This is a genomic window from Microbacterium sp. HMWF026, from assembly GCF_003061325.1.
Taxonomy (GTDB): Bacteria; Actinomycetota; Actinomycetes; order Actinomycetales; family Microbacteriaceae; genus Microbacterium; species Microbacterium testaceum_E.
In genome coordinates, this window is sequence record NZ_QAJB01000037.1 from 1 (window position 1) to 10,153 (window position 10,153).

General features: G+C 69.9%; 14 protein-coding genes. 10 read left to right on the forward strand and 4 right to left on the reverse strand.

The features are described from left to right. Positions 1–20: 20 nt before the first annotated feature. Positions 21–986, reverse strand: coding sequence for an alpha/beta fold hydrolase (locus DBR36_RS01550; RefSeq protein WP_108317267.1), 966 nt, complete (start codon positions 984–986; stop codon positions 21–23). A gap of 79 nt (positions 987–1,065) precedes the next feature. Between DBR36_RS01550 and DBR36_RS01555 the strand changes: the two genes are divergently transcribed. Beyond that, the gene (locus tag DBR36_RS01555; RefSeq protein WP_108317268.1) at positions 1,066–1,305 is read left to right on the forward strand and encodes a DUF3072 domain-containing protein; all 240 of its coding nucleotides are present in this window, start codon (positions 1,066–1,068) and stop codon (positions 1,303–1,305) included. 59 nt (positions 1,306–1,364) lie between these two features. On the opposite strand, the gene DBR36_RS01560 is transcribed toward DBR36_RS01555, so the two are convergent. After that, a complete protein-coding gene (locus DBR36_RS01560) occupies positions 1,365–1,853 on the reverse strand; it encodes a MarR family winged helix-turn-helix transcriptional regulator (protein WP_108317269.1) in 489 nt (162 codons plus the stop codon). Positions 1,854–1,990: 137 nt separating this feature from the next. Between DBR36_RS01560 and DBR36_RS01565 the strand changes: the two genes are divergently transcribed. Both DBR36_RS01565 and DBR36_RS01570 read left to right on the forward strand, forming a co-directional pair. Beyond that, complete coding sequence (locus tag DBR36_RS01565) at positions 1,991–2,518, forward strand: MarR family winged helix-turn-helix transcriptional regulator (protein WP_108317270.1); 528 nt, start codon at positions 1,991–1,993, stop codon at positions 2,516–2,518. A 91-nt stretch (positions 2,519–2,609) separates the two neighbouring features. After that, a complete protein-coding gene (locus DBR36_RS01570; protein ID WP_108317271.1) occupies positions 2,610–2,864 on the forward strand; it encodes a hypothetical protein in 255 nt (84 codons plus the stop codon). A 1-nt stretch (position 2,865) separates the two neighbouring features. Here the strand turns inward: DBR36_RS01570 and DBR36_RS01575 are convergent, their stop codons facing one another. Continuing rightward, positions 2,866–3,177: a hypothetical protein gene (locus DBR36_RS01575; RefSeq protein WP_108317272.1), complete on the reverse strand. Its 312-nt coding sequence runs from the start codon at positions 3,175–3,177 to the stop codon at positions 2,866–2,868. A gap of 112 nt (positions 3,178–3,289) precedes the next feature. On the opposite strand from DBR36_RS01575, the gene DBR36_RS01580 reads away from it, so the two are divergent. Next, positions 3,290–3,607, forward strand: a complete 318-nt coding sequence (locus tag DBR36_RS01580; RefSeq protein ID WP_055959437.1) for a hypothetical protein — start codon at positions 3,290–3,292, stop codon at positions 3,605–3,607. A 3-nt stretch (positions 3,608–3,610) separates the two neighbouring features. On the opposite strand, the gene DBR36_RS01585 is transcribed toward DBR36_RS01580, so the two are convergent. Continuing rightward, positions 3,611–3,955 carry a hypothetical protein gene (locus DBR36_RS01585; RefSeq protein ID WP_108317273.1) on the reverse strand — a complete coding sequence of 115 codons (345 nt, stop codon included), beginning with the start codon at positions 3,953–3,955 and terminating at the stop codon, positions 3,611–3,613. Between the two features lie 116 nt (positions 3,956–4,071). Between DBR36_RS01585 and DBR36_RS17475 the strand changes: the two genes are divergently transcribed. The 6 genes from DBR36_RS17475 to treY form a co-directional block, all read left to right on the forward strand. Beyond that, positions 4,072–4,230 carry a hypothetical protein gene (locus DBR36_RS17475; RefSeq protein ID WP_181373437.1) on the forward strand — a complete coding sequence of 53 codons (159 nt, stop codon included), beginning with the start codon at positions 4,072–4,074 and terminating at the stop codon, positions 4,228–4,230. 22 nt (positions 4,231–4,252) lie between these two features. Beyond that, positions 4,253–4,930, forward strand: a complete 678-nt coding sequence (locus DBR36_RS01590; protein ID WP_108317274.1) for a GTP pyrophosphokinase family protein — start codon at positions 4,253–4,255, stop codon at positions 4,928–4,930. A gap of 22 nt (positions 4,931–4,952) precedes the next feature. Then, entirely contained in the window at positions 4,953–5,801 is an 849-nt protein-coding gene (locus tag DBR36_RS01595) for a transposase (RefSeq protein WP_108317275.1), read from the forward strand. Further along, on the forward strand, positions 5,798–6,283 hold the full coding sequence (locus tag DBR36_RS01600) for a glutaminase (protein ID WP_258222505.1): 486 nt from the start codon (positions 5,798–5,800) through the stop codon (positions 6,281–6,283). Before DBR36_RS01595 ends, DBR36_RS01600 begins: the two co-directional genes overlap by 4 nt. 115 nt (positions 6,284–6,398) lie before the next feature. Then, positions 6,399–8,621 (forward strand): glycogen debranching protein GlgX, encoded by a 2,223-nt coding sequence (gene glgX / locus DBR36_RS01605; protein WP_258222506.1) that lies wholly within the window; start codon positions 6,399–6,401, stop codon positions 8,619–8,621. Positions 8,622–8,626: 5 nt separating this feature from the next. Next, the coding region (gene treY, locus DBR36_RS01610) for a malto-oligosyltrehalose synthase (protein WP_108317276.1) at positions 8,627–10,153 on the forward strand (1,527 nt) is incomplete at its 3' end.

The window sequence follows — 10,153 nt, forward strand, 5'->3', positions numbered from 1 at the left end:
CGGGCCCTCGGGAGTAGTCCTCAGCCCTTCGGCCGATAGGCCCGCCACAGCACGCGCGCGTGCCGCACCTTGGCCCTCTCGACGCCGTCCTCGTTCTTCGCCGCGGCGCTGATCCACTCGGCGAAGCGGCTGGCCATCGCGCCCAGGACCATGCTCAGGTCGGCGTGGGCGGCCGGCGGCACCGCGGCCTCGGCCGCCGGCATCCGCCCCTTCGCCGCGAGATCGTCGTCGATGTGACGCAGCACCAGTCGAGCGACGCCGACCGCGTGGGAGTTGACGACGCAGTGCGCCGCCCCCTCGATCTCCCACCGCCGCGCCCGGCGCGCCCGCGACACCAGGCGCGAGTGCAGGCGACGCGGAGAGGGGCGGTCGAACTCGCCGCGCAGAAGGAGCAGGCGCGCGTGACCCAGCCCCACGCGGTCAGAGATGCGGTAGCGCAGCATGTGCGGCAGCGCCTCGAGGAAGTACAGCACTCCGCACAGCAGGTAGGCCGAGAACGCCAGCAGCGCGATGTGGATCGACTCGCGCGCGGTCGACTGCACGAACCGCACCGCCTGGACGAGGGCGTTCGCCTCGCCCTCGTCGACGACGGGGCTGACGAGCACGGCGTGCGACAGACCGGCGCGTCGCGCGAGCACCTCGGTGACGACCTGCGTCCCCATCGAGTGCCCCAGCAGGACCGGATCGTCGAGGTCGTAGTGGTCGAGCACCCCCTCGACCTGGTCCGCGAAGAACGCGGCGGTGGGCTGTCGTCCGGATGCCGGGACCCCGCCGAACCCGGGCAGGTCGAGCGCGAGGACGTCGCCGCGCTCGGCGAGCAGCGGGGCGAGGAACTCGAAGTAGGTCGCGGCGACGCCGATCCCGGCGATGAGGACGAACGTCGGCCCCGACTTCACCCCCGTCGACGTACGGGTCACCCGCGTGCGCACCCCATCCCGCTCGTACGTGTCGACCTGGACGTCGAGGGGAGGGGACTCGTCGGGCATCGAACAAGGATGCCGCACCCGGCTGTGCGCTCTGTCAATCCCGGGGTGCGGTGGCTCATCGCGCGCCTAGCCTTCGAGCATGAGCGATACCTCCCGTGAAGAAGAGACCCTGGGTGCGACGCGCGAGAGCGACAACCCCGCCGAGAAGGACCCGTCGGACTGGGTGACCGGCGACGAGCCGATGACGGCGCCCCAGCGCAGCTACCTCGACACGCTCGCGCGCCAGGCCGGCGAGGAGATCCCCGCCGATCTGACCAAGGCCGAGGCCTCGGAGCAGATCGAGCGTCTGCAGTCCGAGACCGGACGTTCGACCGAGTGAGCGTATGACGAAGCCCCCGCGATCGTGGATCGCGGGGGCTTCGTCATGCGGGCCGGGCTTCAGCTCGCGCGCGACTGCCGGTCGTCCACGGCCAGCTCGTCGATGTCCTCGCGTTCTCCGCGGGCGATGTCGTCGAGGAAGTCCGCCACGATCCGGCGCTCGGCGGGGCCGAGTCGGGCGGCAGCAGCCACGGCCGAGGCCCGACGCACCGACAGGATGCGGCGGGCGGGGGAGTCGGGGTCGATCTTCTCGCGGACGACGATCGATCGGCGATCGCCGGGATACGGCTCGCGCTCGACCCAGCCCGCCTCGGCGAGGCGGTCGATCAAAGCGGTGGTGGCGGCGGACGAGATGCCGAGCATCGACGCGAGCATGCGGGGCGTGACGGGTTCGTCGTCCGGACCGCGCTGCAGCAGGAACCGCAGCACCTTCGCGTCATTGGGTCCGATTCCGAGCGAACTGAGCGCGGCGCGCTCGGAGGCGATCCCCGAATCCGTGAGGTCGTTGAGGGCTCTCACCACGTCGTCCGCTGTCGCTGAGTTTCGCATGTCGCCTCCCCGGTTTCCTCGGTGCGCTAGTGTCTTCGTTGCCGATCAAGTAGGTAACCGTTCTACTTTCCATCGTACCTGTCCATCTTGCGCACCGGCAGGGGGCTGGACGAGTGGTCCTGGCATAAGATGCCCTGGTGGAAAACGGTTCGGATTCGTCGCGCTACTGGTATGGCGCGAGTGACGAAGACCGCCGGCGCCGCGCCGTCGACGTGCTGCAGGCGTTCCGCGTGTACCGGGCCGCCGAGGTGGCGATGCGCCGCCGCACACGCGAGTCCATGTCGATGGGCGAGAACGAGCTGCTCGTCCTGCGATACCTGCTGAAGGCCGCCGGTCAGCAACGCCAGGTCTCGCCGAGCGAGCTCACCCGCTACCTGGGCGTGTCCACCGCCTCCACGACGGCGATCGTCGACCGACTCGAGAAGTCCGGCCACGTCACGCGCGTGCCGCACCCCACCGACCGCCGCAGCATCTTCATCGTCGCGACCGCCGCGAGCGATGACGAGGTGCGCGCCACGCTCGGATCCATGCACGCGCGCATGATGTCGGCGGTCGTCGACATGACGCCCGAAGAGAGTTCGGCGGTCATCGCGTGCCTCGGGCGTCTGCAGGATGCCGTCGACCAGGTCGACCCGCACCCCGTGGACGCCGCATCCGCGCACTGAGTGCCGTCGTCGCTCACCGACAAGGTGTGTAGGCGGCCTTCTTTCCTCGCGATCATTAGGCGCCCGTGGGCGTCCGTGAAAACATGAGGATATGGACGACAGCATCGTGCGCGATACGTCGTCCGACCGCGCCCTCGACGCCGTCCACGTCATCGACGGGATCGAGGTCGCGTCGTTCCAGGAGGTCGTGACGCGCTTGTGCGCCGCCTACCCCCTCGAAGATCCGGTCCACGTCGAGGCGATCGTCCTGCGCGAGTGGGAGGCGTTCTCGGCGGGTCGGCCGCTCGTCGTCCCCACCGCCGTCGAAGAGGGCGCGCGAGAGATCCTCGATCAGCCGATGGCCTGACTCAGGCCCCGGGGGCCTCCGGTTCGGGAACCAGCAGGAGGCCGCCCGAGGAGTTCGCGGAGTTCGCGAGCGCCTCGATCCACGCGCGACTGAGCAGTGCCGGCTCCGGCTCGTCGAAGACGAAGCGCAGGGGGATCGACGGGTGCAGCCACACCGTGCTGCGCCCCACCTCTTGGCCCGGGCCGTGCGTCCACGAGAGCGTGAAGCTCTCGCCGCGGCGCAGCTTGGTGGCGATGACGACTTTGACGTGCGCGAGCGCGCGATCCTCGATATCGATCGGAGTCGCGACGTCGCCGTAGTAGAGCGTTCCCACACCGGAACGTTAGTCGCGCTGGAGAGACCGTTCCGCGGGGGTTGCTTCGCCCGCGGCGACGTGGCATCCCGGAAAGCGGATGAACGTGCGTTCCTCGGATAGGCTCGCACGCATGGGCCGATTCATCTACGACACCGTCGCCAACGCCGTCGACATCGACGACCGCACGCTCGCGCACCTGCGCATCGTCGTGATGAACAAGCTGCGCCGCTCGGAGTCGTTCATGTTCGACGTCGAGGTCGGCGACGGCAGCGGTCGCCGCAGCTTCTGGATGCACCCCTCGGTGCCCATCCAGTTCCACTTCTACGGCAGCCGCCAGCCGCGCATCAACCGCGTCTGGGTCGAAGACCTGATGCTCGCGGCGTCGGGCCCGAACGGCCTGGCGATCACGCCCGAGCCGAGCGAGGACGCCCACGTCGAAGAGGGCTGAGCCTCAGCTCTTCTCGCTGCGCTCGGCCGGACCGCTGCGCTCGGTCGGTGTGATGTCCTCAGGGACGAGCATGATGCCGCCCGACGAGTTCGCACTGTCGGCCAGGCGTTCGATCCACTCCCGGCTCAGCGTGGTGGGCTCCGTCTCGTCGAAGACGAAGCGCAGGGGGATCGCGGGGTGCAGCCACAGCGTGCTGCGTCCGCGTTCCTCGTCGTCGCGGTGCCGCCACGACAGCGTGAAGCTCTCGCCGCGGCGGAGCTTGGTCGAGATCACGACTTTCAGGTGGGCCAGAGCGCGGTCCTCGATGTGGACCGTGGTACCGCTTCCCCCGTAATGAATGGTCCCCATGCGGCCCACGATACGCCAGAGCGGGGAGCATCCACCGCCCCGGAACGGTTGTCAAGACGGGGGGTGTCGGTGCGCCGCGCGTGTCACTGTGGGAACCAGCACGGAAGGAGGGCACCGTGACTCATCCCCCGACCCCGCGGCATCCCGGACCAGCGGACGACCCCGACGACCTGCCGGACGTCTTCCAGGGGCTGATCGGCATCGACGTCGTCGACGGAGAGCTCGTCCCGCGCGCTTCCGAATCCCCGCGTGACGGACTTTCAGCGACCTCGTAGACCGGCTCGTTAGCGTCGCAGCATGGCCGACCCGCTGGACGATCAGCAGATCACCGTCTCGGGAGCGGCTCTGCGGGCGATGCGCGACGAATTCCAGCGCTTCCTCATGGAGTACCGCTTCGGACTCGCCGAGGTCGAGACGAAGATCTCGATCCTGCGCGAGGAGTTCCAGGAGATGCACGCGTACAACCCGATCGAGCACGTCTCGAGCCGGGTGAAGTCGCCCGACAGCTTGGTCGACAAAGTGCGCCGCAAGGGCATCGACACCGACTTCGACTCGATCCGCGCGGCGATCACGGACATCGCCGGCATCCGCGTCACGTGCTCCTTCATCGACGACGCCTATCGGCTGTCCGACCTGCTCACCCGTCAGGACGACATCACCGTCCGCGACGTGAAGGATTACATCGCCCAGCCCAAGGCGAACGGGTACAAGAGCTTGCACGTCATCGTCGAGGTGCCCGTCTACCTGTCCACCGGTCGCGTGGATGTTCCCGTCGAGGTGCAGTTCCGCACCATCGCGATGGACTTCTGGGCGAGCCTCGAGCACAAGATCTATTACAAGTACGACCGCCTCGTCCCCGACGAGCTGCTCGCCGAGCTGAAGGACGCGGCCGTCACCGCCGCCGAGTTGGACAGCCGGATGGAACGACTGCACCGCGAGATCAGGGGTCCGCGGCCCGGGGTGGTCCCCCTCTGAGCGGGGGCACCAGAATGGGACGATGAGCGACGACGACGACCGCCTCGACGAGGTCGCCGCCGAGCTGCTCTCACTCCCGCCCGCGCGTTTCACCGCGACGCGCAACGAACGCGCCGCCGCGGGCGGTGCTCTGGGGCGTCGGATCGCGAAGCTGCGCAAGCCCACGGTAGCCGCGTGGGCGGTCAACCTGCTCGTCCGCGACGGGCAGCTGGGCGAGGCGGTCGAGCTGTCGCGCGCCCTGCACGAGGCCCAGGACGACCTGGATGCCGCCGAACTGTCGCGCCTGGGCCGTCAGCGTCGTCAGCTGGTCGCCGCTCTCGCCCGCCGCGCCGCGGAACTCGCCGCCGAGGCGGGTACGCCGCTGAGCGCGTCCGTCGCCGACGCCGTGCAGAAGACCGTGAACGCCGCGATCGTCGACGAGCGGGCGGCGGCCGCCATCCTGACCGGGCGGCTGACGGCGGCCGTCGACCTCGCGGATCTGGATGCCGGGTCTTTCGGCGACGCGGTGGCGGGCTCGGTGCCCGAGATCGTGCCTGCGCCCGCTGCGGCCCGGGACGATCTCGCCGCCCGCCGCGCCCGCAAGGCCGCGGAACGGGCGCTGCGCGAGGCCGAGCGGACCCGCGCCGACGCCGAACGCGAGCTGACGGCGAGCGACCGGCGACTCGCGACGTCGCGCGAACGATCCGACCGGGCCGGCGAGCGCGTCGACGGCCTGCGGGCGGAGCTGTCGAAGGCCGAACGCGATCTCGCGGCCGCCGAGGAAGCCGTCCGCGCACGCGAGGGGGAGCGCGCCGATGCCGCCGCCGCTCTGCGCGCGGCCGAGAGTGCGCGCGAGCGGGCCGCCGCCGCGCGGGACGAGGGGGACCGGTGAACCAGCGTGTGACGGATCTGCTGCGGGGAGCGCGCGAGCGCTTGGCGGACGCGCCGCGCGAGCGCATCGGCGACCTGCAGGAGGGGCGGAGGCTGCTCGGCATCCCCCGTGCTTCCCGCATCGCGCCGCGGGGCACGGCCTGGCACTTGGGGGTGCTGCTGCTGACCGACGGCGACGTGCTCGCGACCGGCGACATCGTGCGGGCGCGTGCCGAGGTGCGCCGCGGTTTCGCCGCCGAGTCGCAGCGTCGGCGTGCGGAACTCGCGGCCGCCGCGGCGCGCGGGGGAGTCCCCGAGGGCGAGACGGTGCACATCGGCTGGCGGCCCCTCGACCTGGACGGCCTGGACGCCCGGTCGGCGCCCCTGGCCGTGCGCGAGGGCGAAGCGCTCGTGCGCTGGAGCGCCGCCGGCGGCTACATGCCCCTCGAGCGCTACCTCGACGAGCGCATCGAGCTGCTGCGGCATCCGCCCGAGCGCGCCTGACGCGCACGACGCGCCGAGGGACCGATCGGTAAAGAGACCCGCGCGCATAGTCGGGGGGTGGCCGGGTGTCAACAGCCGTGACCGCGACCTTCGCGGGAAACGACGCTGGTCTATCGTGAGCGACGTGCAGCAGGTATGGCCAGGATCCAGTTATCCCCTCGGGGCCACTTACGACGGTAACGGGACGAACTTCGCCCTGTTCAGTGAAGGAGCGGAAAAGGTAGAACTCTGCCTCTTCGATGAGGACGGAACGGAGACGTGCTTCGAGCTCATCGACGTCGACGCCTTCGTCTGGCACGCGTACCTTCCCAACGTCCAGCCCGGACAGCGGTACGGCTATCGCGTGCACGGGGAGTACGACCCCGCCAACGGCAAGCGCTTCAACCCCGCCAAGCTCCTGCTCGACCCCTACGCGAAGGCCGTCGAGGGCCAGATCGATTGGGGCCAGCCGGTCTTCAGCTACGAGTTCGGCGACCCCGACTCGTTCAACGACGAGGATTCCGCCCCGCACATGATGAAGGGCGTGGTCATCAACCCGTTCTTCGACTGGTCGGGCGACCGTCAGCCGAAGATCCCGTATGCCGAGAGCTTCATCTACGAGGCGCACGTGCGCGGTCTGACGCAGCTGCACCCCGACGTCCCCGAGGAGCTGCGCGGCACCTACGCCGGCATCGCCCACCCCGCGGTCATCGAGCACCTCAAGAAGCTCGGGATCACCGCCATCGAGCTCATGCCGGTGCACCAGTTCGTGAACGACTCGACCCTCGAAGAGAAGGGCCTGTCGAACTACTGGGGCTACAACACCATCGCCTTCCTCGCGCCGCAGAACACCTACTCCTCGACCGGTGACCACGGTCAGCAGGTGCAGGAGTTCAAGGCCATGGTCAAGGCGCTGCACGCCGCCGGCATCGAGGTCATCCTCGACGTGGTCTACAACCACACCGCCGAGGGCAACCACATGGGCCCCACCCTGTCGATGCGCGGCATCGACAACGAGGCGTACTACCGCCTCGAGGACGACGACAAGCGCTACTACACCGACTACACCGGCACCGGCAACAGCATGAACGTGGGCAACCCCCACACGCTGCAGCTGATCATGGACTCGCTGCGCTACTGGGTGCTCGAGATGCACGTCGACGGCTTCCGCTTCGACCTCGCCTCGACCCTCGCGCGCGAGTTCTACGAGGTCGACCGTCTCGCGGCGTTCTTCGAACTCGTGCAGCAGGACCCGATCGTCTCGCAGGTCAAGCTGATCGCCGAGCCCTGGGACGTCGGCCCCGGCGGATACCAGGTCGGCAACTTCCCGCCCCAGTGGACCGAGTGGAACGGCAAGTACCGCGACACCGTCCGCGACTTCTGGCGCGGCGAGCCCCAGGCCCTCGCGGAGTTCGCCTCGCGCCTGACCGGCTCGGCCGACCTGTACGAGCACTCCGGCCGCTTCCCCGTGGCATCCATCAACTTCGTCACCGCCCACGACGGCTTCACGCTGCGCGACCTCGTGTCGTACAACGAGAAGCACAACGACGCCAACGGCGAGGACAACAACGACGGCGAATCGCACAACCGCTCCAGCAACATGGGCGTCGAAGGTCCCACCGACGACCCCGAGGTGCTCAAGCGCCGTGCGCAGCAGCAGCGCAACTTCATCGCGACGCTGCTGCTGAGCCAGGGCGTGCCGATGCTGCTGCACGGCGACGAACTCGGTCGCACCCAGGGCGGCAACAACAACGGCTACGCCCAGGACAACGAGATCACGTGGGTGGACTGGTCGAGCATCGACACCCCCCTGATCGAGTTCACCGCGGCCCTCGCTCGTCTGCGCAAGCAGCACCCCACCTTCCGCCGCAGCCGGTTCTTCGACGGACGCCCGGTCAAGATGGAGGAGGGCGCGCCGATCCCCGACGTGGTGTGGACGCGGCCCGACGGCTCGCTCATGCAGCCCGAGGACTGGGACAACGGCTTCGGCCTGGCGGTGGGGGTCTTCCTCAACGGCCAGGGCATCCGCGAGCGCGACCGCCGCGGCGAGTCGATCAGCGACGACCACTTCCTCGTGCTGTTCAACGCCGGTGACGACAAGGTCGACTTCCGCCTCCCCGACTTCGAATACGCCCCCAAGTGGGACGCGTACGTCGACACCGCCGGAGAGCGCGCGAACACCGAGCCGCTCAACCCGGGCGAGACGCTCCCGCTCGAGCCGAAGTCCCTCATGGTGCTGCGCGAGCACCACTTGCCCGAGCCCGAGGTCGACCACTCGGTCGCCGCCTCGCTCACGGCGCAGATCCAGACCGTCGGCACCGACGACCTGCCCGGGCAGGCGCCCAAGCCGGAGCTCTGAGCGACATGCGGCATCCGCTCTCGACCTACCGCCTGCAGATCCGCGACAGCTTCACCCTCGACGACGCCGCCGAGGTCACGGGTTATCTCCGTGACCTCGGGGTGTCGTGGGCGTACCTCTCGCCGCTGCTGGAGGCCACGCCCGGGTCCGACCACGGGTACGACGTCGTCGACGTCACCCGGGTCGACCCCGCGCGGGGAGGAGCCGACGGGCTCGACCGGTTCGTGCGCGCCGCGCGCGCCGACGAGCTCGGCATCCTCATCGACATCGTCCCCAACCACATGGGCGTCTCGGAGCCGCGCAGCAACGCGTGGTGGTGGGACGTCCTGCGTCAGGGCCGCGCGTCGGCCCACGCGGACTCGTTCGACATCGACTGGGACTTCGGCGACGGCAAGGTGCGCGTGCCGATCCTGGGCGCCGACCTGGCCGACGAGATCGGCGAGATCTCGTACGACCCGACGCCCGCGGGCGATGCGCCCGACGGTCTGATCCGCTACTACGAGCACGCCTTCCCGGTCGCGCCGGGGACGGGGACGGATGCCGCGGCCTCGGGCTCGCGGTCCGCGATCGAGCAGCTGCTCGCCGCGCAGAACTTCGAGCTGCGGTTCTGGCAGGACGAGGCGGCCGACCTCAACTACCGGCGGTTCTTCGCGGTGACGACCCTCGCGGGCGTGCGCGTCGAGCTGCCCGAGGTGTTCGACGCCACGCACGCCGAGATCCTCCGCTGGGTGCGCGAGGGGCTCGCGGACGGACTGCGCGTGGACCACCCGGACGGCCTCGTCGACCCGGGCGGCTACCTCGACCGGCTCGCCGTCGCCCTCGAGGACGCCGGCGAGGGCGAGGTCGGCTACGTGCTCGGCGAGAAGATCCTCGAGCACGGCGAAGCCCTGCCCTCGTGGTGGAAGACCGCCGGCACCACCGGCTACGACGCCCTCGCCGAGATCGACCGCGTGCTGACCGATCCCGCCGGAGAGGCGGCGTTGGACGCCCTCGATGCGCGCCTGCGCGTCGACAGCGACCTCGCGCCGCTGACCGGCTGGCACGACCTCATCCACGACACCAAGCGCAAGATCGCCGACTCGATCCAGGTGTCGGAGATCCGCCGCATCGTGCGGGGGCTTCCCGCATCGCTTCGCGAGGAGTTCGAGGCCGACGTCCTGCAGGACGCGCTCGCCGAGATCCTCGCCTGCTTCCCCGTCTACCGCTCCTATCTGCCGGCCGGCCGCGCGCACCTCGATGCCGCCGCGGGCGAGGCCGAGGTGCGCCGCCCCGAACTGGGCGACGTCATCGAGAAGCTCGTCCCGGTGCTCGCCGACACGAGCCTCGAGGTCGCCTGGCGGTTCCAGCAGACGACCGGTCCCGTGATGGCGAAGGGCGTCGAGGACACCGCGTTCTACCGCTACACGCGTCTGGGCTCGCTCACCGAGGTGGGCGGCGATCCGGGCGAGTTCTCGCTCGACGTCGCGGGCTTCCACACCGCGCAGGCGCTGCGGCACGCGTCGTGGCCGACCGCCATGACCACGCTGTCGACG

Bases quoted from the DNA above. Each gene is read 5' to 3' on its own strand.
- DBR36_RS01550 (WP_108317267.1), bottom strand. From the start codon at position 986: ATGCCCGACGAGTCCCCTCCCCTCGACGTCCAGGTCGACACGTACGAG.
- DBR36_RS01555 (WP_108317268.1), top strand. From the start codon at position 1,066: ATGAGCGATACCTCCCGTGAAGAAGAGACCCTGGGTGCGACGCGCGAG.
- DBR36_RS01560 (WP_108317269.1), bottom strand. From the start codon at position 1,853: ATGCGAAACTCAGCGACAGCGGACGACGTGGTGAGAGCCCTCAACGAC.
- DBR36_RS01570 (WP_108317271.1), top strand. From the start codon at position 2,610: ATGGACGACAGCATCGTGCGCGATACGTCGTCCGACCGCGCCCTCGAC.
- DBR36_RS01580 (WP_055959437.1), top strand. From the start codon at position 3,290: ATGGGCCGATTCATCTACGACACCGTCGCCAACGCCGTCGACATCGAC.
- DBR36_RS01585 (WP_108317273.1), bottom strand. From the start codon at position 3,955: ATGGGGACCATTCATTACGGGGGAAGCGGTACCACGGTCCACATCGAG.
- DBR36_RS01590 (WP_108317274.1), top strand. From the start codon at position 4,253: ATGGCCGACCCGCTGGACGATCAGCAGATCACCGTCTCGGGAGCGGCT.
- DBR36_RS01595 (WP_108317275.1), top strand. From the start codon at position 4,953: ATGAGCGACGACGACGACCGCCTCGACGAGGTCGCCGCCGAGCTGCTC.